Consider the following 20,310-nt stretch of genomic DNA (forward strand, 5'->3'; position numbering starts at 1 on the left):
CCAAGGCAAAATCAGGCGACCTCAAACCTTTGAAAAGGTGCCCTGGTGAAATTGTTGGCGAGCTTTGAATCGAAGGTGCTGGCCGCACTTGGCGCAGCCATGCTGGTGGTTGCCACGCTCACGGCCATGACCTGGGCGGTGGCCAACGACGCGGTTGAGGCGTCGCGCTGGATCGCGCACACGCAGGAGGTTCTGACCAGCCTGGCCAAAATCAGAACTGACACGGTGCAGATTGAGCTCAACACGCAAAGCTATCGAATTTCCGGCGACCCGCAGCGCCTAACCGAACGCGATGCCACCATTGCGTCGCGCGAAGCCTTGCTGAGCTGGCTCAGGGACAAAACCCGCGATAAACCGCAGCAACAGGCCAATTGGGCACAGCTGCGTCAAGTGCTGGACGAGCGTCTGGAGATCGCCAGGCGCGTGGCGACCTTGCGTCAAACGCAAGGTCAGGAAGCCGCCAATGCGTTTGCAGCGACCGCCCCGTTGCAGGAGACGCGCCAGCGCACCTACCGCATTCTGAGCGACATGGAAGTGCAGGAGCGCGGCTTGCTGGAGACCCGCCGCGCCATGCAGTCCAACGTGCGCCAACGCATGGTGTTGACCGGGGCACTGGTGTCGGTGGTGCTGATCATCATGCTGTTTGCCACTTACGGTTTGATCCGGCGCCAGTTGCGCGAAACCCGGGCCAGCCAACGTGCGCTTGCCGAAAGTGAAGAAAGCCTGGCAACCACGCTGCATTCCATCGGCGATGCGGTGATGGCCACCGACACCGCAGGGCGCATCACGCGCATGAACCCCGTGGCCGTGCGCCTGACCGGCTGGCCCCTGGCGGATGCCATGGGACGTGCCATCGACGAGGTGTTTTGCATCATTCACGAGAAAACCCGCGCGCCCGCCGAACTTCCCGTGGCCAAGGTGTTGGCCAGCGGCGCTGTTCAGGAATTGGCCAACCACACGGTGCTGATAGCCAGGGACGGCTCCGAGTGGCCCATTGCCGACAGTGCCGCGCCCATACGCAGCCCGACCGGTGAGGTGCTGGGTGTGGTGATCGTTTTTCGTGACGAGACCCTGGCCCGACAGGCGAAACAGCATATCCGCGAGCAGAACCTGTGGCTGGAACAACGCGTGCAGGAGCGCACCGAGCAGTTGCAGGCGCGCGAGCAACAACTGTCACGCGTGCTCGAAGGCGCCGACCAGGGCTATTGGGACTGGAACCTCAAGACCAATGATTTTCAGGTCAGCGCGCGCTGGGAAACCATGCTGGGTTATGCGCCTGGCGAAATGCAGGTCGACCCGGCCCATTGGCCCGAACTGGTGCACCCTGAAGACTTGCCGCTGGCCCTTGCCTCGATCGAGCGGCACATGCGCGGCGAGAGCGCTGGCCACAAGGTGGAATTTCGCGCCAAGGCCAAGGATGGAAGCTGGCGCTGGATCCTGACGCGCGGCCGCATCACGGCGCGCGCGGAAGATGACACGCCGCTCATGATGTCAGGGACCCACACCGACGTGACCGAGCGCAAGCAGTTGGAGTTGGCGCAACGCGAAGCCGGCGTGGTGTTTGACAGCAGTTACGAAGGCATCATGGTGGTCAATGCCGACGGCCTGATCACCAAGGTAAATCCCGCGTTCACCCGCATCACGGGCTATGAGGCGCCGGAGGCGACGGGCCGCTCACCCCGGATGCTGTCGTCCGGTCAGCATGACACACGCTTCTACCAGGAGTTCTGGGATTCGCTGAACCAACGTGGTTTCTGGCGCGGCGAGATCTGGAACAAGCGCAAGACAGGCGAGTTGTATGCTGTCCTGCAATCGATCTCGGTGGTGCGTGATGCCACGGGCAAGGTCCTTCATTACGTCAGTGTGTTCGCCGACATCACACAGATCAAATCGCACGAGGCTGAACTTGATCGGGTGGCAAATTACGATGCGCTGACCGGTTTGCCCAACCGCCGTTTGCTGTCCGATCGTTTGAAGCAAGCCCTCCTCAGGTCGGACCGCAATGGCAAATTGTGCGCCATCTGTTTCCTCGATCTTGACGGCTTCAAGCCCATCAATGACCAGCTGGGCCATCCGGTGGGGGACCAGTTGTTGATTGGCGTGACGGCACATTTGCAAACGGTCTTGCGCGCTGATGACACCTTGTCAAGACTTGCTGGCGACGAATTTGTGCTCTTGCTTTCCGATGTGAGTTCGCTGGCGGAATGCACCTTGGTGCTTGATCGCGTGCTGGAGGCGGTGCGCCGTCCTGTGAGCGTCGTTGGCCACGTGCTGACGGTGAGCGCCAGCATCGGGGTCAGCCTGTACCCGCAAGACAAGGTCGATCCCGACACCCTGTTGCGCCATGCCGACCAGGCCATGTACCTGGCCAAACAGGGTGGCAAGAACCGCTATCAGTTGTTTGATCCGGAGATTGATCGCCGGGTACAAGACCATCTGGACGTTCTGGAGCAAATGAAGCAGGCGCTGGGTCGGCACGAGTTCGTGCTGTTTTACCAACCCCAGGTCGATATCAACAGTGGTGAGGTGATCGGCGCGGAGGCGCTGATTCGCTGGCAGCACCCCGAGCGCGGCTTGCTGCCGCCCGGTGACTTCCTGCCGCACCTGCAAGGCAGTGCCCTGGAGCAGGTTTTTGGCGAATGGGTTGTTGAAACTGCGCTGCAACAGATTGAAGCCTGGGCTCGCGTCGGGCTGGAAATGAAGGTCAGCGTCAACGTCAACGCCGACCATTTGCTGCAACCCGACTTCAGCAGCCGACTGGCCCAAACCCTGGCCCGGCATGCCAACACCAAGCCGTCGTGGCTGGAATTGGAGGTGCTGGAAACGGCCGCCATCAGCGACATGCAGCAAGCCGTTGACATCCTGCATGACTGCCGGAGACTGGGCGTGGGTTTTTCCCTGGATGACTTTGGCACTGGCTACTCGTCGCTCACCTACCTGCGCAAGTTGCCGGTCGACACGCTGAAAATTGACCAGAGCTTTGTGCGCGACATGCTGACCAATCCGGACGATTTGAGCATCGTGCAGGGTGTGATCGAACTGGCCGCTGCATTCCATCGGCGGGTGATCGCCGAAGGCGTGGAAACGCTGGAACACTGCGCTGTGCTGAAAGGCATGGGTTGCCGCTATGTCCAGGGCTACGGCATTGCCAAACCCATGCCGGCTGCGCACATGCCGGCCTGGTGCGCGTCCTGGCTCGAATCCGGCGCGTGGGTGCAGCGCTACTAGCTGCAGTGGTGCAGCGCTTTCAGGCCGCCACGCGCTTGGAACGTGCCCGGATATTGAGCGCCTCAACGCTCAGGGAAAACAGCATGGCGATGTAAACATAGGCTTTCGGCACATGCACGTCGAAAGCCTCGGCCACCAGCAGCGTTCCCACCATGGTCAGGAAAGCCAGCGCCAGCACCTTGATGGACGGGTGCCGGTCGACGAATTCACCAATCGGCTTGGCCGCAAACATCATGACGGCCACCGAGGCGATCACGGCAGCCACCATGACGCCAATCTCGTCCACCATGCCCACCGCGGTGATCACCGAGTCGAGGGAAAAAACGATGTCGACAATGCCGATTTGCACGATGGTGCCCCAGAACAGCGTGGCCCCGGTTTTGACGCTGTCGACCCCGGCGCTGACTTCCTTGGGCTGGTGCGCCTCCACTTCCATGAAAATTTCGTGCGAGGCCTTGTACAGCAGGAACAAGCCGCCGCCGAGCAGGATCAGGTCACGGCCGCTGATCTCCTGGGCCAGCAGTGTAAATATCGGCGTGGTCAAGGTCATGACCCAGGCCAGGCTGAACAGCAGGGCAATGCGCGACACCATGGCAAAACCCAGGCCCAGGCGGCGTGCCAGGTCCCGATTCTCGGCGGGCAGGCGCCCGACCAGGATGCTGATGAAAATGATGTTGTCGATGCCCAGCACGATTTCAAGGGCGGCAAGCATGAAGAAGGCGATCCAGATATTCGGGTCGGTGAGCATTTCCATCGTGGTCTCGATTTATGTAAAGCCCGCGAGTCTAATGGCATGTGGATAAAGTTGCAGCAGGTGAGCGCCGGCGATGGCTTGAGGCTGTGGCGTAAGCAGGGCTTCTCCCCACGGAAGTCAGGGCTAATAGTTGCCTTGCCTGCGTTTGGCGGCTCGGACAAAGCGCGGCTTTGTAGAATGCGGCGGTGCTCAAACTCACCCAAAACAAACCCTCAGGCGGTCCCGCGTTGTCGCGCATTCTCTGGGAGTTGTCACAAGATGCGCAGCGTGAACGCATCGCCATCAGTGATCTGCTGCTTGCGCTGGGTGACCGGGCCACCGGTGCCCTGATCTTCATCTTTGCCTTCCCCAATGTGTTGCCCACCCCGCCCGGCACCTCCAGCATTCTGGGCGCGCCGCTGATCTTTCTGGCGGCACAACTGATGCTGGGCCGGGCACCCTGGTTGCCGGCCTTTGTGGCAAACCGTTCGATGGCACGTGCAGATTTTTCCATCCTGGTCAAACGCATCGTGCCCTGGCTGCAGCGGGCCGAAAGCCTGTTGCGTCCCCGTTGGTCGAGCCTGGCCTTGCCACCCATGGAGCACCTCATCGGTTTTCTTTCCTTGTTGCTTGCGGTCTTGCTTGTGTTGCCGATTCCCTTGGGTAACGTGCTGCCCGCCCTGGCCATCAGCTTGCTGGCCTTGGGCGTGCTGGAGCGTGACGGCGTGTGGGTGCTGGCAGGGCTTGCCGTGGCCGCTGCTGGCGGAACCTTGATTTATGGCGTACTCTTTGCCATGGTCAAGGCCAGTTTGTATTTCTTTACCCAACTGTAGACGCGTCTGGCCCTCACTTGCCAATTGTCAAAGCAGGTCCGGCACAGAGTGCGTAGCCTGTTCCCTCGCCTGCCGTCAACGCACTGGAGGACTGAATCATGGACCTGCTTGAATTTGCCCGCGGCCCCGCGCTGACACTGGCCCTGGTGGTGTTTGTGGCTGGCACCCTATGGCGCCTGCTGGGTGTGCTGCGCCGCCCGCGTCTGCCTGACCTGTCGCCCGCGCGCGAAGGTGCGCCGCCCAAGTGGATGGCTGCGTCACGCGCCATCGGCCGCGGTATGTGGCCGCGCAAGGCCTTTGGTCAGAGCGTGCTGCTCATCAGCCTCAACGGCTATGTGTTTCACATCGGTCTGGCGCTGGTGTTTTTGGGCTACGCGCCGCACATTGCCTTCGTGCACCGTCTGACTGGCCTGTCGTGGCCGGCCTTGCCCGATGGGGTGATGTACCTGGCCGCTGGCGCCACCATCGTGTCGCTGCTGCTGGCGCTTTGGTGGCGCCTGACCGACCCGGTGCGCAAGATGATCTCGAACGCCGACGACCTGATCACCTGGACGCTCACCTTTCTGCCGGTGGTGACCGGCATGGCGCTGTTGAGCGAACCCTCCGCGACCATCCTGGCGCGCGACCATGTGGTCTACCCCGGCCCGCTGGCCGTTCACCTGCTGACGCTGGAGCTCTTTCTGATCTGGTTCCCGTTTGGCAAGCTGATGCACGCGTTTTTGTTTGCCTTTTCGCGCGGGGCCACCGGCATCCGCTTCAGCCATCGGGGAGTCGAATGATGCCAAGCACTTCCAAGCCCCGCACGGCCTTCGACCAGCAGGGCGAGCAGAGCGACGCCGCCCGCGTCGATGCCGCCCTGCACAGCTTTGTGTCCGAATTCGGCGTCACTGCGGCACTGCACATGGAGTCCTGCGTGCGCTGCGGCCTGTGCGCCCAGGCCTGTCACTTTTACCTGGCCACAGGCGACGCCAAGTACACGCCAATCCGCAAGCTCGAACTGTTTCGCCGCTCCTACCTGCGCGAGGCCAGTCCGTTTGCCCCCTTGGTGCGCGCCCTGGGTCTGGTCAAAAAGCCCGGCATTGCCGATTTTCAGCAGTGGCAGGAATTGCTCTACGACTCCTGCACCCTGTGCGGTCGCTGCACACTGGCCTGCCCGATGGGCATAGACATGGCCGAGCTGGTCAAAGTTGCCCGTCACGGCATGTTCAAGGCAGGACTGGTGCCGGATCGGCTGGCGCTGATGGACCGCGCCGCCCGGCAATGGGGCAGCACCGCAACGCCGGGTGAGGACCTGCCCGACATCCTGGCCGAAGCGGGCAAGGCGCATGGGGTCGAGATACCCTGTGACCTGGCACATGCCGACATCCTGGTGACCGCCGCACCGGCCGAGCTGGGCGACAACACCAAGGCGCTGGCGGACGCGGCCAAGATCCTGAATCACATCGGTGCCAGCTGGACGATGCACCAGGGCGGTTTCGATGCTTCCAACATCGGCTTCAACAATGGCGACCTGGAATTGCAGGAACAGCTCACGCGGGCGCTCATCGACACTGCGGTGAAGATCGGCGCCAGCACCGTGCTGCTGCCCGAATGTGGCCATGCCTACGGCGCCGCGCGCTGGGAGGCTGCCAAATGGTACGGCCAGGCGCTGCCGGTGCGTGTCATCCACATGACCGAGTTCCTTGACGAATTGGTCAGCACCCAACGCATCCGTCTGCGCCAGATCGGCGACACCGCCACCTTCCACGACCCCTGCCAGATCGTGCGCCGCGGTGGCCTGGAAGCGGCGGCACGGCGCGTGCTGGCGGCGCTTGGTGTTGAGCTGATCGAGCTGCAGGACCATGGTGTGACGGCTTTTTGCTGCGGTGGCGGCGGTGGCGTGGTGTCGAACCAGCGCGCTGCACCCCTGCGCCAGAAGGTGTTCGAGATCAAGCGGCAACAGGTCGACGCGACGGGCGCAGAGCGCTTCATCACCAGCTGCGGCCAGTGCCTGATCACGCTGGAGATGGGGGCCAAGAATGCGCAGTGGGACAAACGGGCCGAGAGCCTGCTGGCGCTGGTGGCCGACAACCTGGCCGACTGACTCCGGCCAGCACACCGGTCTGCGCGCTGCTTGCTTTTCAGCGCTCACACCGAGTCGGTCGGCGCGCGGGGCTTGTCCAGCAGGCGCCCCAACAGGTCCATCGGCAGCGGGAACACGATGGTCGAGGCGCGGTCGCCCGCCACCTGCGTCATGGTCTGCAGGTAGCGCAGTTGCATGGCTTCTGGCTGCTTGGCAAGCATCTGTGCGGCCTCCAGCAAGGCCACCGCCGCCTGTTTTTCGCCTTCGGCATGGATCACCTTGGCACGGCGCTCGCGCTCGGCCTCGGCCTGGCGCGCAATGGCACGCACCATCGACTCGTTGAGGTCGATGTGCTTGATCTCGACGTTGGTCACCTTGATGCCCCAGGCATCGGTCTGGGCGTCCAGGATTTGCTGCACGTCCAGGTTGAGCCGTTCGCGCTCGGCCAGCATTTCGTCGAGCTCGTGTTTGCCCAGCACCACCCGCAGCGTGGTTTGCGCCAGCTGGCTGGTGGCCATGAGGTAGTCTTCCACCTGGATGATCGCTTTTTCGGGCGCCACCACGCGGAAGAAAATCACCGCGTTGACCTTGACCGAGACGTTGTCGCGCGAGATCACGTCCTGTGGCTCGACGTCCATGGTGACCACGCGCAAATCGACCCGCACCATTTGCTGCAGGCCGGGGATCACGATCACCAGGCCGGGGCCCTTGACTTTCCAGAAGCGGCCGAGCTGGAACACCACGCCGCGCTGGTATTCGCGCAGGATGCGCACCGAAGCCGCCAGCAGCGCCAGCGCCAGGGGCAGCAGAATCGTGCCCAGTCCAAGATTGAAATCAAACATCATGCCGTTCTCCTTCGGGTTGTACCTGCAAAATCAGGTCGGTCATGCCGACCACGCGCACGCGCTGGCCCGGCTGCAGGGGTGCTGTAGCGCGCACTTGCCAGTGTTCGCCGTGAATCCGCGCCCAGGTCTGGCCGTCGGTCACTTGGGTGACCTCGCCGCGCGCGCCGATCAGTTGTTCGGCGCCGCTGACCACCGGTGCGCGGCGCGCCCGCAAGGCCATGCCGCCGCCCAGTATCACCGCGGCGGCGGCCGTAAGCGCGAGGCCGAAAATGAGCGGCAGCGGCACGCCCAGCCCCGGCACGCCCAGCCCCGGCACGTCGCGGTCGAACAGCAACAGACCGCCGGCGACAAAGGCCACCACACCGCCGATCCCGAGCACACCAAAGGCCGGTGTCACCAGCTCTGCGGCCAGCAGCGCAAAGCCGAGCAGAATCAGCGCCAGCGCCGCGTAGTTGACCGGCAGCAACTGCAGCGCAAACAGCGCCAGCAGCAGGCAGATGGCGCCCACGGTGCCGGGCACGCCGAAGCCGGGCGATGAAAACTCGAACATCAGGCCGTAAACGCCGATCATCAACAAAATCAGCGCAAAGCTCGGGTTGGCGATCACGCTCAGCAGGCGGTGGCGCCAGTCGGGCGGCAGGGCCTCGGTGCGCAGGCCTCTTGTTCCAAGCTGCAGTTCGCCGCCAGCCAAGCGCACCTTGCGGCCGTCGATCTGCGTCAACAAGTCGGCGATGTCGGTGGCCACCAGGTCGATCACGTTTTGCTGCAGCGCCTCGGCGGCGGTCAGGCTCACGGCTTCGCGCACGGCGCGTTCGGCCCACACGGCGTTGCGGCCGCGCTGATCGGCCAGGCCGCGGATGAACGCGGCGGCGTCGTTGACCTGCTTGGCCGTCATCGGGCTCGCGAGTGCAGTGGGCGGTGGGTCAGCAGGCGCCGATGCCGGCTTTGACGGCACGCCTTCTGCGGGAGCAGGCTTGGGCGTCTGCGGCAAGCCGGGCAGGCCAATGGCGACCGGCGTGGCCGCGCCCAGCGTGGTGGCGGGCGCCATGGCGGCGATGTGGCTGGCATACAGAATGTAGGTGCCGGCGCTGGCCGCCCGTGATCCGGACGGACTCACATAGGTCGCCACCGGCACGGTCGAGGCCAGAATGGCGCGGATGATCTGGCGCATCGAGGTGTCCAGGCCGCCAGGGGTGTCGAGCTCAATCACCACCAGCGGCGCGCCCTGTTGCTGGGCGCGTTCCAGGCCACGAATGATGTAGTCGGCGCTGGCCGGTCCGATGGCGTCGTGCACCGTGAGCACCGGCACTGGCGCAGCCTGGGCGGCAAGGGCAGACCAGCACAACGCCAGCGCAAGCAGCCACCAGCGCAGCGCCCTGTTGGCAAGACGCTGGTCAGGTCCGGAAATTTTTGGCTTGGAATCTGTCTGCATCACACCTCCAAGAAGATCAGTCACATCAGACAAGCAGCCTAGCCTGATTGGAAGTGCGACGCTTGATAAATATCATTGCGGCGAAGCGAGGCGGGGCATCATCGGTCGCATGGGCCTCTGCGATGAGATGGACCCCTGTAAGAAGCGCCATTTTCGTCTTGACATGGCTTCATGCCTTTGACATCACGATGATCATGGCCACCAGCACACCGCCGGCCAGTGCAACCACGCTATCGCGCTTTTTTTCCTGCTCGGCGCGCGGCAGCAGGTGGGTGGCGCCCACGTAAACCAGCGCGGCCGCCTTGCGCTCGGAAAAGCCGGAGCGCACCAGCAAGAGGTAGGTGATGATGCCCTCGGGGAATTCGTGCAGCACCATGCCAAGCGTGGCGAGGTAGCCGGTCAGGATGCTCACGGTAAAGGCAATCTGGTAAATGAAGCCATCGATCAGGGAATGAAAGCCAATGCCAAGCATGGGAACTACGCCGATCACATAGTCCTTTTTGTCGGGATCCCGCTCGCAAACAAAGGTCGTCAGGAAGCGGTTGCGAAGCACATGAAGTAGGCCGTGTTGCGTTGGCCCCAGTCTGCATACCGGCGGATGGTGTAAATGCCCGCTGCGGTGACGAGCGCGGCCAGCAGACTGCTGGCCAGGGCGGTCCAGAAGGTGTTTTGCATGATCGGTACCTCCTGCCTGACCGATCAACGGTCTTGATGCAGTTCAGGCAATGGCTTTCCCAGCCAGGATGACAATTCGAATTGGCCCCGGCCTTGGTCGTGACGAAACTGGGGTCTTTTTGACCAAGCCCCAGCGCCGTGGCTAAAAAACTCTTTTGTCGTTGATGCCCTTGACCGCCTGGCTGTGCTGCCGCATCGAGGCTGGCCAGTTCGCCACCCTGTACCTGAGTGAGGAAATGGGCCGGTTTCTGCTCGGATCCACCGTGTCATGCTGTTCCCAAAGGGGGTGCCGCCCCTGCGCGGTGATTGGGTGCCTGGGCGGGGCGTGCAGTTGAGCGAGGCCATGGTTTGTGGCGGTGAGGAGACGTTGGAGCGCAGTGTGCCCTCGGCGACCCAAAATATTGTCCGCGGTCGCTAGCCCATCTGATCCAACCCCACCAGCTGGTAGCCTTGGCTGACCAAGGCCTGGCGGATGGCACTGGCGGTGGCCACGGCGTCGACGCCGTCACCGTGCACGCAAATGCTGTCGATGCGGGTGGGCAACTGGTGGCCGCTGGCGGCCACGATGGCTTGGGCGCTCAGCATGCGCAGCACATGGTCCACACACGCCTGCGCGTCATGCAGTACCGCGCCCTCGCGCGAGCGCGGCATCAACTGGCCGTCGTCCAGGTAGGCGCGGTCGGCAAACACCTCGTAGCGCACCGGCATTCCGGCTGCTTCGGCGGCCTGCACCAGTGCCGAGTGCGCCGGCGCCAGCAGGATCAGCGTGCGGTCCAGGGCTTGCACGGCGCGCACCACGGTGGCGGCCACCACCGGGTCGGCACAGGCGACGTTATTGAGCGCGCCATGGGGCTTGACGTGGGTCACGCGACCACCCTCGGCCGCAGCCATGGCTTGCAGCGCGCCCACCTGGTACAAAATCGTGGCCTCCAGGTCAGGCGCGGACATCTGCAGCACGCGCCGCCCGAAGCCTTGCAGGTCGGGATAGGACGGGTGCGCGCCAAGGCTCACGCCGCGTGCGATGGCTTGGCGCACCGTGTCGCGCATGATGGCGGGGTCGCCCGCGTGCGCGCCGCAGGCGATGTTGGCACTGCCCACCATCTGCAGCAGGGCGGCATCGTTGCCCATTTGCCAGGGCCCGAAACTCTCACCCAGGTCGGCGTTGAGGTTGATCTGATGTGCGTTCATGAAGGTGTGCTCCGTTTCAAAAGTCGGCGCGGATCTGGCCACTGATCAGGTTGCTGCCATACAGCGCGGCCTCGTCGATGAAACCCGGCGGCAAAAAGGCCTCGCGGGTCGTCAACCAACTGGCCCAAGCGTCGCGTTGGTCATGCAGCGCCTGGCGTGCTTGCGCGACCGTGACCGCCTGAAAGTGCACGCGGGTGCCGGGCCGCAGGTGCGCCAGCCGCGGCAGGTCGGCGCGGATGACGGTGGCGATCTTGGGGTAGCCACCCACCGTCTGGCTGTCGGCCAGCAAGACAATGGGCTGGCCGTTGGCGGGTACCTGAATCGCGCCGGCGGTCACCGCGTCGGACACGATGTCGGCGGCTTGCGGGCGGGTGTGCGCCAGCGGCACGCCGCGCAGGCGCAGGCCCATGCGGTCCTGCTCGGCGCTGGCCTCCCAGCCGTCATGCAAAAACGCGGCCACGGCTTCGGGCTGGAAATGGTCGGTTTGCGGCCCCAACATCACCCGCACCGGGCCGTCGGGCAAGGCCCAGGGCGTGGGCACACGCCATTGTTGGGGAGCGGGTGTGGCCCAGGCGGAACACGGCAGCAAGTCGCCCGGACGCAGCGCACGGCCCAGCACCCCCTGCAACCCCGCGCGCCAGTTGCTGGATCGGCTGCCCAGCTGCGCCGGGAGCGCAATGCCGCCGGACACCGCCAGATACGCGCAGCCGGTTTCCGCTGCGCCCAGTACCAGCCGGTCACCCATCTGCAGGGTTCGGCTTTGCCAGGCCGGCAAGATGTTGACAACGCCGTCGGCGTGCAAGCACTTGGCGCTGATACCACCTGCCAGCGCCACGCGCACCGGGCCGGTGCTTACCCGCAGCTCGGTGCCCAGGCCACGCAGCTCCAGCACCGCGGCGCCAGCGGGGTTGCCCAGCAGCGCATTGGCGGCTTCGGCCAATGGCGCATCGAGCCAGCCTGACACGGCCACACCCTCATGGCGGTGGCCGTGGCGCCCACCGTCTTGCACCGTGGTGCCGATGCCCGGTTGCACGATGGTCAACAGGCCGGCACTCATGCAGCCCCCCGGGGTTCAAGAAAGGATTCACGCGGCAGTTGCCCGGCTTGGCCGAGCTGGTGCAGGCGCTCGTATTCGGTCAGCGGCACGGGGTACCAGCGCACCCGGTCGCCGACTGCGAGCATGGCCGGATGTTCGGCCAAGCGCAGGTCAAACAGTTGTACCGGGGTGCGGCCCAGCAGGTTCCAGCCACCCGGGCTGTCCCAGGGGTAAACGGCGCACATTTCGCCGGCCACCGCCAGCGAGTGGGCCGGTACGCGCTGGCGCGGACTGGCCAGGCGTGGCATGGAAAGCTCGGGCGGCAAGCCACCCATGTAGGGAAAGCCGGGCTGAAAACCAATCACATACACCCGAAATTCCGCGTCCAGCAGCTTTTTCGTGACCTCGGCTTCCGTCAGTCCGTTGGCCTCGGCCAGGCGCGGCAGGTCGGGCGCAAAGCTGGGCTCAAAGCAGACTGGCAGGTGCCAGTGCTGGCCTTCGCGCAGCACTTGGCCACCTTGTTGACCCAATGCCAGCAAGCGCTCGCCCAGGCGCTCAGCGTCTGCGGCCAGCGGATCGAAGTGGACCGTCAGCGAGCGAAAGGTCGGCACCACGTCGGTCACGGCGGCCAACAGCGGTTCGTTCTGGCGCAGCTGGGCCACTTGGTCGGCCAGGTCGGTCACGCGGGCGTTGGTGGCGGTGCTGATGTCGGACCCGAACTCCAGCGTCCAGGCGGCATCACCCAGCGCCAGCAAACGCGGCGCCTGCAAGAGGGGTGTGGCCATGGCTTACCCCACCATCTGGCCGGGCAGCCAGGTCACGATGCCCGGGACGAAGTAAATCAGCAGGATCGCCGCCGCCATCAGCAAAAACATGGGCAGCGCATGCCAGGCCAGGTAGGTGATTTCCTTTTTGGTCATGCCCTGCAGCACAAACAGGTTGAAGCCCACCGGCGGCGTGATCTGTGCCATCTCCACCACCAAGACCACAAAAATGCCAAACCAGACCGGGTCAATGCCGGCTTTTTCGATGGTGGGCAACAGCACGCCCATGGTCAGCACCACAATCGAGATACCGTCCAGAAAGCAGCCCAGCACAATGAAAAACACCATCAGCGACATGATCAGCTGCAGCTGGCTCAGGCCCAACCCGCCAATCCACTCGGCCAGGTGGCGCGGCAGGCCGATGTAGCCCATCGACAGCGTCAGGAACGCGGCACCCGCCAGAATCAGCGCAATCATGCAGTACAGGCGCGTGGCGCCCAGCAAGCTGTCGCGAAACTGCGCCAGCGACATGCCGCCTTGCAGCACCGCAATGACCAGTGCGCCCACCACGCCCAAGGCTGCGGACTCGGTGGCGGTGGCCAGGCCGCTGTACACCGAGCCCAGCACCGAGGCGATGAGGGCTACCACCGGCAGCAGGTTGCGTGAGGCCTTGAGCTTTTCCACAAAACTCATGCTTGGGCCGGCCGGTGGGATCTGGCCCGGGTGCAGCAGTGCCCACATCATGGTGTAGCCCATGAACAGGCCCGCCAGCAACAGGCCGGGCAACACGCCGGCAATGAACAGCTGGGCAATCGACACGTTGGCCGCCACGCCGTACACGATCATGATGATCGAGGGCGGAATCAGCAGGCCCAGCGTGCCGGCCCCGGCCAGGGTGGCCAGCGCCATGTGCTCGGGGTAGCCGCGCTTTTTGAGTTCGGGCAGGGTCATCTTGCCAATCGTGGCGCAGGTCGCGGCGGACGAGCCCGACACCGCCGCAAAAATGGTGCAGCCGATGATGTTGGTGTGCAGCAGGCGGCCCGGCAGGCGTTCCAGCCAGGGTGCCAGGCCCTTGAACATGTCTTCGGATAGCTTGGTGCGAAACAGGATTTCGCCCATCCAGATGAACAGCGGCAGTGCGGTCAATGTCCACGACGAGGCCGAGCCCCAGATGGTCACGGCCATCGCGTCGCCGACCGGGCGGCTGGTGAACAGCTCCATGCCGATCCAGGCCACGCCGGTGAGCGTCAGGCCCACCCAAACGCCACTGGCCAAAATCAGGAACAGTGCAGCGACCAGCAGCAAGGTAATGTTGATGTCCATGGCGAGTCCTTATTCGATGTGGGATGGCTCGTCGCTGCTGGAGGCGTCGCGCAGCGCCTCGCCGCGCAGCAGCAAAATCAGGTCGCCCAGAAAGGCGAACGCAAACAGCGTGGTACCGAGGGCCATGCCGAGCTGCGGAATCCACAGCGGGGTGGCGTCCAGGCCGGTGGAAATGTCAGCAAACTCGTGGGATTGCAGCACCAGGCGAATGGAAAACCAGGCCAGCGCGCCCGACAGCGCCACCGCCAACACATGGCACAGCACGTCAAGCAGCTGCCGGCCTGCAGCGGGCAACTGGTTGAGCAACAGCGTGACGCGGATGTGTTCACCCCGGCGCAAGGTGGGCGCCAAGGCCAAAAAAGCAGAGGCGGCCATGCAATAGCCAGCGTAGGCGTCAGCGCCGGGCAAATCGAATGCCGGGTGCACGCGCCCCAGGATGCTGGCCAGCACGGTCAGCAGGGTGCCCACCATGAAGAACCCGGCCAGGTACCCGGTTGCATTGAAGAATCGATCAAGCTGTTGTCGCATGATCCGCCCTTTTTGAAAGTTGAAAAATGGCCGCCCTGCAGGGGCGGTACTGTTTGGCAATGCTTACTTCTGGAATGCGCTGATGATGGCCTGGCCGTCGGCACCCGTCTGCTTGATCCAGTCGGCCACCATGCTGTCGCCAATCTTCTTCAGCTCGGCGCGCAGAGCCGGGCTGCCGGCGTCCACGGTCATGCCGTTTTTGCGCAACTGGTCCAGGTACCAGCCGTTTTTCTCGGCGCTGACCTTCCAGCCACGGGCTTCGGCATCGACAGCGGCCTTGGTGAGTGCCGCCTGGGCGGGTTTGTCGAGGCCGTCAAACGCTTTCTGCGACACGATCACCAGGTTTTTCGGCAGCCAGGCACTGACGTCGTAGTAGTACTTCACCTGTTCCCAGACCTTGCTGTCATAACCGGTGGCACCCGAGGTCATGAACGTCGTCACGGCCCCGGTGGCCAGCGCCTGCGTCAGCTCGGCCGCCTGCACCGTGACCGGTTGCGCGCCCACCAGCTGCGCAATACGGCTGGTGTTGGGGTTGTAGGCGCGCCACTTTACGCCCTTGAGGTCAGCCACCGTCTGGATCGGCTTGGCACTGAAGATGCCCTGGGGCGGCCAGGCGACCGAGTACAGGACCTTGATGCCTTGCTTGGCCAGAGCCGCCTCGGTGGCGGCGCGCGAGATGCTCCAGAGCTTTTGCGCCTCGGTGTAGCTGGTGGCCAGGAAGGGGATGGAGTCCAGGCCAAACAGCGGATTTTCATTGGAGTAGCCGGAGATGATGATCTCGCCAATCTGGGCCTGGCCACCTTGCACCGAGCGCTTGATTTCGTTGGCCTTGAACAGTGAGCCTCCGTCATGCACCGTGATCTTGAGCTTGCCAGCGGTGGCTTGGTCCACGTCCTTGGCGAACTGATGGATGTTTTCGGTGTGAAAGTTGGCAGCCGGGTAGCCCGTGGGCATGTCCCATTTTTGCTGGGCCATGACCTGGCCTGCGGACGACAAGACTGTGGCGGCGAGGCCGGCAACAGCCCACTGTTTCATAGTGACCATGGAGTACTCCGTGAATGATGAGGTGGCCCACTGGCGGGCGCCAGCAGACGTCATTGATTGCACAACGACAACGTAATGTTAATAGAATATCAACGTTTTGTCATTATGGTTTTCCCTTATTGTTGATTTGTTGTCAGCATAAGCTACAGTTCGATACCGAACAAAGCTTTTTAATGGGTGCTCCGATGTCCTCCAACACGCCTTCCTCACCAACGGCCAGCCCGCTTGCCACTGACTCGCAACGCATCGTCACGTCGGCACACCTGGTGTCAGAAAAGTCGCCTGAACTCTCTGAGCTTGAATTCGGCTTGATCATTGCCACCCATGCGTTCAACCGCTGGATGACGCGTTGCATGGGCGCTGCCGGCGTCAAGGACATGACTGCAGTCGATGTGCTGGTGCTGCACCACACCAACCACCGCGGGACTGAGAAGCGCCTGGCCGACATCTGCTTTGTGCTCAACATCGAGGACACCCATGTGGTGTCTTATTCACTCAAAAAATTGATGGCCGCGGGTTACGTGCGCAGCCAGAAAAAGGGCAAGGAAGTGTTTTTTGCCACCACCGAGGCGGGCACGGCCCTGTGCCTGCGTTACCGCGAGGTGCGCGAGGCCTGCCTGTTGCCCGGCTTTTCCGGTGCCGCGGAAGAAAACTGCCAGTTGGGCGACATGGCCAAATTGCTGCGCACCGTGTCGGGTCGCTACGACCAGGCCGCGCGCGCCGCGACCTCGTACTAAACAAACATCCCCATCACCAGGCGTACCAGCACGCTGAGTGCCAGCGCCACACCCACCGACAGCGCCACAGAAAACCAGGCTTGGGCGCGCCCCAGCGTCTTGTGCATGATGGCGAAAGTCGAGATGCACGGCACATAAAAGGTGATGAACACCAGCAGCGTGACGATCTGCACGGTGCCCAGCACGGTGTTGATGTCCTGCGTGCCCAGCGCCTGGAAAATCATCAATAGCGACAGCTCCTTGCGCAACACGCCAAACAGCAGCGGCAGGCCCAGCACCAGCGGCAGGCCAAGCCACCAACTGGTCAACGGCGTCAGTGCGGTGTTGATGGCGCCGTCAAAGCCAAAGTGCCCCAGCAGGGCCAGCACCACGCTGCCGCCCACCAGCAGCGGCGTGACGATGGTCAGCACATCACTGGAGCGGGCCCAGGTTTCACGCAGCATGGCGCGCCAGTCGGGCAGGGTGTAGGCCGGGATTTCCTGCACCTGGCCCGGGCCGACCTCGCTTTGCCGGTGCGACAGCAGCCAGCCCGTCACGGCAATCAGTAGCAGCGTCAGCGCGTAGATGCCAATCACGCCCAGCACGCCGAGGTACTTGCCCGCCACCGCCAAAATGATGGCCGAGCGTGCCGAGCAGGGCACAAAGGTGATCAGCACCGAGGCAATCAGGCGTTCGCGCCCCGTGGTGCTGCGGGCCACCGCGGAAATGGCCGGCACGTTGCAGCCCAGGCCCAGCAAAAACGGCACGGCCACACCACCGTGCAGGCCGATCTTGTGAAAACCCCGGTCGACCACAAAGGCAATGCGGTGCATCAGGCCCATTTCTTCCAGCGCAATCAGCAGCAGCAACAGCGGCAGCATGTAGGGCACCACGATGCCGATCAGGCCAATGAAGCCATCGACCACGGCGCGCGCCACCACTCCAGGCGTGGACTGCGGCTGCCAGCCGCTGGCGGCCTCGATCAGGCGCTGCGTGGTTTGGCTGTCGATCCAGCCGCTGACCTCGAACACCACAAACAACACGCTGGCGAAAACCGCCAGGCTGGCCAGCAGCCCCCACTGCCGGTGCAGCATGAAGGCATCCAGCCAGAAGCGCCAGCCGCGCCCCGGCTCCAGCGGCCCCGGGCGCTGCGCCGCCTCAAAAATGGTGGCGGCGCGGTGGTGCCGGTCGGCATGGATCTCTTCGGCCAGCGGGCGCGGCAAGCCCAGGCCGGACGCTGCGCGCAGCGCCAGCAAGGATGGCATCAGCGGGCCGAAGTGCTCCTGCAATTCACGTTCGATATAAGCATGGCCGGAGGCAAACAACATCAACAACAACTGGTGCGGCATGCGAAATGCGGCGTCAATGCCGGGCTGCTGCAAGGCGCTGCCCAGCGCCTCCAGGCTGCTGGCAATGTGCTGGCTGGGCGCCTGCGGCAGCGGGCAGACGGCTTGGCGCACCGTGGCCACGGCGGTCCGGAAGAGCTCGGCAACGCCTTGCCCCATCAGCGCTGAAATGGGCACCACGGGCATACCCAACTGGCTGGACAAGGCCTGCAGGTTGATGTGCAGGCCCTTGCGGCGCACCTCGTCCATGTGGTTGAGCGCGAGCACCACCGGACGCCCCAGCTGACTCAGCTCGAGTGTGAGTTCAAGCTGGCTTTGCAGGTTGGTGGCGTCGACCACTTGCACGATCAAATCGGGCGGTTCGAACGGCGCTGGCGCGGCACCGGGCTCGTGCGCCGTGATGGGCGGGCGCTCATTGCCCCACAGCAGGTACTTGAGTGTGCCAAGGTCTTCGTCCTGAAGATGGTGCAGCGCGCTCAGGCTGGGCAGGTCGACCACACTGGCCTCGTCCAGGCCGATCTGCACCGTGCAGGCGCGGTAGATGCGGTGTGTGTCGGTGAGTTCGCCAATCTGTGGCGCGGTGCTGGACACCGCCTTGAACAGCGTGGTTTTGCCGGCACCCGGCAAACCAACCAAGGCGATGCGCAGGCGGCGTGCGCCGCGCAGCAGCGGGGTATGCAGCATGATGCTGGTTTCGGACACGTGGGTCCTGGGGCTTTTCGTGGGGTGGTGACTGACTGCCATGGGCAGGCGTATTGTCGCCCAAGGCACCAGGTCAATCTGCTATAAAGCGGCAAGAAGGGCTAGCGCATTACCATGAATCAATTGCATCGCATCCACGCCAGTGGCTCGCAGGAGCGGCTGGACCGCCTCATTCAGGAGCGCCTGGCGCCGGACGCTGACAAGGCGCGCATCGACCAGCGCATCTGGGACCTTTTTGGTGAGGACTGGTGCGTCATGTTCACTGACCTGTCCGGTTTTTCGCGGCGTGTGGAAGAGTTCGGCATCATCCATTTTCTGCAGATCATTCACGAAGCCGAGCGCTTGCTGATTCCGGTCATCGAGGACCATGAGGGCATTCTTTTGAAGCTGTTGGGCGATTCCTTTCTGGTCATTTTTCGCAATCCGCAAAAAGCCATGAAATGCGCCCTGGGTCTGCAGCAATTGCTGGCCGCGTACAACCTGGACCGGCTGCCAGAAGAGCAGGTGCTGTTATGCGTGGGCCTGGGCTATGGCCGGGTCCTGCGCATCGGCGACAGCGATGTGTTTGGCGCCGAGGTCAACGCTGCCAGCAAATTGGGCGAGGACATCGCCAGGGGCGGTGAAATACTGGTGACCGGCGCGTTCAGGCAGCAGTGCGGGGATTTGGCTGGCACCAGCTTCATGCAGCTCGCGCAAGCGCCAGCGGGTACCGCCACGGCTTTTCGGGTTGTGTTTTGACAAGCCGCCCGGATCTCAGGGCCTGACCACCGGCCACCCTCGGCGCACCCATTCGCTCATGCCGCCCTGCACAAATCGCACGTGCGGGTAGCCGCGTTCACGCAAGGCCGACAGCGTTGAACTGCTGCGGTTCTGCGTGTTGCAAATCAGCAGCACCGGCTTGTCACTGGCAGTGGGTATTTCCGACAGGCGCGCGCCGAGTTGGCGCATGGGCAGCAACTGCGCGCCTTTGGCCACGCCCGTGGCGTGCTCGTTGGGTTCGCGAATGTCGATCAGCACCACCCGACCGGCCTCATGCTCGGCGCGCGCGAAATCCAGCGTCACCGAATCCGACGTGGCGGCTTCCGGGCTGCAGGCGGCCAGGGTCAGCCCCAGGCTGATCACAAGCAAGGACAGGCTGCGTCGTGTGCATGGAAATGAAAAGTCCTGATGGCTGGCGGGAAGGCGGGTCGTGCGTGGCATGGTTGGCGTCTGAAAAAGGAGGAACGGGGGCAATTCGGGTTGAACTATTATCCTTCCACCATGACCACCACCCATTTGCTCTATCTGCACGGTTTTCGCTCGTCGCCCGCTTCCAACAAGGCGCGCCTGATGGCGGCCACGGTGGCCAGCCGACACCCGGACGTGGTCTGGTGGTGCCCGGCGTTGGCGGCGTCGCCGAAACAGGCGATGGCCGAGGTGCTGGAGGGCATTGCGGATTGGCCAAGAGACCGCATGGCGGTGCTGGGCTCTTCACTTGGCGGGTTTTATGCCACCTGGCTGGCCGAGCGTCTGGGCTGCAAGGCGGTGCTGTTGAACCCTGCGGTGCACCCGGCGCGTGACCTGGCGGCCTACATTGGCGACAACGCGCTGTGGCATGACCCTGACCAAAGCTTTTACTTCGACCCGACTTTTGTCGATGAGTTATTGGCGCAGGAAGTGACCCGCATCAGCCGCCCGGAGCGCTACTTGGCCGTGATCGCTCGCGGCGACGAGGTGCTGGACTGGCGCGAGATGACCGGCCATTACCCCGGTGCCACCATCAAGCTGCTGCCCGCTGGCGACCATGCCCTGAGCGACTTTGAGCAGCATCTGGAGGACATCCTGGCGTTTTTGGCATTGGCCTGAACGCCAGCAA

The 20,310-nt window shown here is 63.7% G+C and carries 20 protein-coding genes; 7 read left to right on the forward strand and 13 right to left on the reverse strand.

Translation table 11 applies throughout. The features are described from left to right. The first annotated feature begins 45 nt into the window (after positions 1-45). Positions 46-3,228, forward strand: a complete 3,183-nt coding sequence (locus Q7U49_RS13725; RefSeq protein WP_304764845.1) for an EAL domain-containing protein — start codon at positions 46-48, stop codon at positions 3,226-3,228. Between the two features lie 19 nt (positions 3,229-3,247). Here Q7U49_RS13725 and Q7U49_RS13730 read toward each other — a convergent pair whose 3' ends face one another. Next, positions 3,248-3,982, reverse strand: coding sequence for a TerC family protein (locus Q7U49_RS13730; RefSeq protein WP_304764847.1), 735 nt, complete (start codon positions 3,980-3,982; stop codon positions 3,248-3,250). 185 nt (positions 3,983-4,167) lie between these two features. Between Q7U49_RS13730 and Q7U49_RS13735 the strand changes: the two genes are divergently transcribed. From Q7U49_RS13735 to Q7U49_RS13745, 3 genes are all read left to right on the forward strand, one after another. Further along, positions 4,168-4,794: an exopolysaccharide biosynthesis protein gene (locus Q7U49_RS13735; protein WP_304764849.1), complete on the forward strand. Its 627-nt coding sequence runs from the start codon at positions 4,168-4,170 to the stop codon at positions 4,792-4,794. A gap of 98 nt (positions 4,795-4,892) precedes the next feature. Then, positions 4,893-5,573 (forward strand): hypothetical protein, encoded by a 681-nt coding sequence (locus tag Q7U49_RS13740; protein ID WP_304764851.1) that lies wholly within the window; start codon positions 4,893-4,895, stop codon positions 5,571-5,573. Further along, positions 5,573-6,877 (forward strand): (Fe-S)-binding protein, encoded by a 1,305-nt coding sequence (locus Q7U49_RS13745; protein WP_304764853.1) that lies wholly within the window; start codon positions 5,573-5,575, stop codon positions 6,875-6,877. The genes Q7U49_RS13740 and Q7U49_RS13745 overlap by 1 nt, the downstream gene beginning before the upstream one ends. 44 nt (positions 6,878-6,921) lie before the next feature. Here Q7U49_RS13745 and Q7U49_RS13750 read toward each other — a convergent pair whose 3' ends face one another. The 10 genes from Q7U49_RS13750 to Q7U49_RS13795 form a co-directional block, all read right to left on the reverse strand. Next, a complete protein-coding gene (locus Q7U49_RS13750) occupies positions 6,922-7,701 on the reverse strand; it encodes a slipin family protein (protein ID WP_304764855.1) in 780 nt (259 codons plus the stop codon). Beyond that, positions 7,691-9,133: a nodulation protein NfeD gene (locus tag Q7U49_RS13755; protein WP_304764857.1), complete on the reverse strand. Its 1,443-nt coding sequence runs from the start codon at positions 9,131-9,133 to the stop codon at positions 7,691-7,693. Before Q7U49_RS13755 ends, Q7U49_RS13750 begins: the two co-directional genes overlap by 11 nt. Before the next feature lie 169 nt (positions 9,134-9,302). Continuing rightward, a complete protein-coding gene (locus Q7U49_RS13760; protein WP_304764859.1) occupies positions 9,303-9,686 on the reverse strand; it encodes a ZIP family metal transporter in 384 nt (127 codons plus the stop codon). Beyond that, complete coding sequence (locus Q7U49_RS13765; RefSeq protein WP_304764861.1) at positions 9,665-9,808, reverse strand: hypothetical protein; 144 nt, start codon at positions 9,806-9,808, stop codon at positions 9,665-9,667. The genes Q7U49_RS13760 and Q7U49_RS13765 overlap by 22 nt, the downstream gene beginning before the upstream one ends. Before the next feature lie 414 nt (positions 9,809-10,222). Beyond that, positions 10,223-10,996, reverse strand: a complete 774-nt coding sequence (locus Q7U49_RS13770; protein ID WP_304764863.1) for a LamB/YcsF family protein — start codon at positions 10,994-10,996, stop codon at positions 10,223-10,225. 16 nt (positions 10,997-11,012) lie between these two features. Then, complete coding sequence (locus Q7U49_RS13775) at positions 11,013-12,053, reverse strand: biotin-dependent carboxyltransferase family protein (protein WP_304764865.1); 1,041 nt, start codon at positions 12,051-12,053, stop codon at positions 11,013-11,015. After that, the gene (locus Q7U49_RS13780) at positions 12,050-12,817 is read right to left on the reverse strand and encodes an allophanate hydrolase subunit 1 (RefSeq protein WP_304764867.1); all 768 of its coding nucleotides are present in this window, start codon (positions 12,815-12,817) and stop codon (positions 12,050-12,052) included. The genes Q7U49_RS13775 and Q7U49_RS13780 overlap by 4 nt, the downstream gene beginning before the upstream one ends. Positions 12,818-12,820: 3 nt before the next feature. Beyond that, positions 12,821-14,119 carry a TRAP transporter large permease gene (locus Q7U49_RS13785; protein ID WP_304764869.1) on the reverse strand — a complete coding sequence of 433 codons (1,299 nt, stop codon included), beginning with the start codon at positions 14,117-14,119 and terminating at the stop codon, positions 12,821-12,823. A gap of 9 nt (positions 14,120-14,128) precedes the next feature. Continuing rightward, complete coding sequence (locus tag Q7U49_RS13790; protein WP_304764871.1) at positions 14,129-14,647, reverse strand: TRAP transporter small permease; 519 nt, start codon at positions 14,645-14,647, stop codon at positions 14,129-14,131. 63 nt (positions 14,648-14,710) lie between these two features. Next, positions 14,711-15,691: a TRAP transporter substrate-binding protein gene (locus Q7U49_RS13795; protein ID WP_370654008.1), complete on the reverse strand. Its 981-nt coding sequence runs from the start codon at positions 15,689-15,691 to the stop codon at positions 14,711-14,713. A 185-nt stretch (positions 15,692-15,876) separates the two neighbouring features. On the opposite strand from Q7U49_RS13795, the gene Q7U49_RS13800 reads away from it, so the two are divergent. Further along, positions 15,877-16,428 carry a winged helix DNA-binding protein gene (locus tag Q7U49_RS13800; RefSeq protein WP_304764872.1) on the forward strand — a complete coding sequence of 184 codons (552 nt, stop codon included), beginning with the start codon at positions 15,877-15,879 and terminating at the stop codon, positions 16,426-16,428. On the opposite strand, the gene Q7U49_RS13805 is transcribed toward Q7U49_RS13800, so the two are convergent. After that, positions 16,425-18,437, reverse strand: a complete 2,013-nt coding sequence (locus Q7U49_RS13805; RefSeq protein WP_304764874.1) for a ferrous iron transporter B — start codon at positions 18,435-18,437, stop codon at positions 16,425-16,427. The genes Q7U49_RS13800 and Q7U49_RS13805 overlap by 4 nt on opposite strands. A 132-nt stretch (positions 18,438-18,569) precedes the next feature. Between Q7U49_RS13805 and Q7U49_RS13810 the strand changes: the two genes are divergently transcribed. Next, positions 18,570-19,193, forward strand: coding sequence for an adenylate/guanylate cyclase domain-containing protein (locus Q7U49_RS13810; RefSeq protein WP_304764876.1), 624 nt, complete (start codon positions 18,570-18,572; stop codon positions 19,191-19,193). Positions 19,194-19,208: 15 nt separating this feature from the next. Here the strand turns inward: Q7U49_RS13810 and Q7U49_RS13815 are convergent, their stop codons facing one another. Then, positions 19,209-19,655, reverse strand: a complete 447-nt coding sequence (locus Q7U49_RS13815) for a rhodanese-like domain-containing protein (protein WP_304764878.1) — start codon at positions 19,653-19,655, stop codon at positions 19,209-19,211. Between the two features lie 60 nt (positions 19,656-19,715). On the opposite strand from Q7U49_RS13815, the gene Q7U49_RS13820 reads away from it, so the two are divergent. Then, positions 19,716-20,300: a YqiA/YcfP family alpha/beta fold hydrolase gene (locus Q7U49_RS13820; RefSeq protein ID WP_304764879.1), complete on the forward strand. Its 585-nt coding sequence runs from the start codon at positions 19,716-19,718 to the stop codon at positions 20,298-20,300. The last annotated feature ends 10 nt before the right edge of the window (positions 20,301-20,310 follow it).

This window comes from Rhodoferax sp., from assembly GCF_030653815.1.
In the GTDB taxonomy this organism is placed as follows: Bacteria; Pseudomonadota; Gammaproteobacteria; order Burkholderiales; family Burkholderiaceae_C; genus Rhodoferax.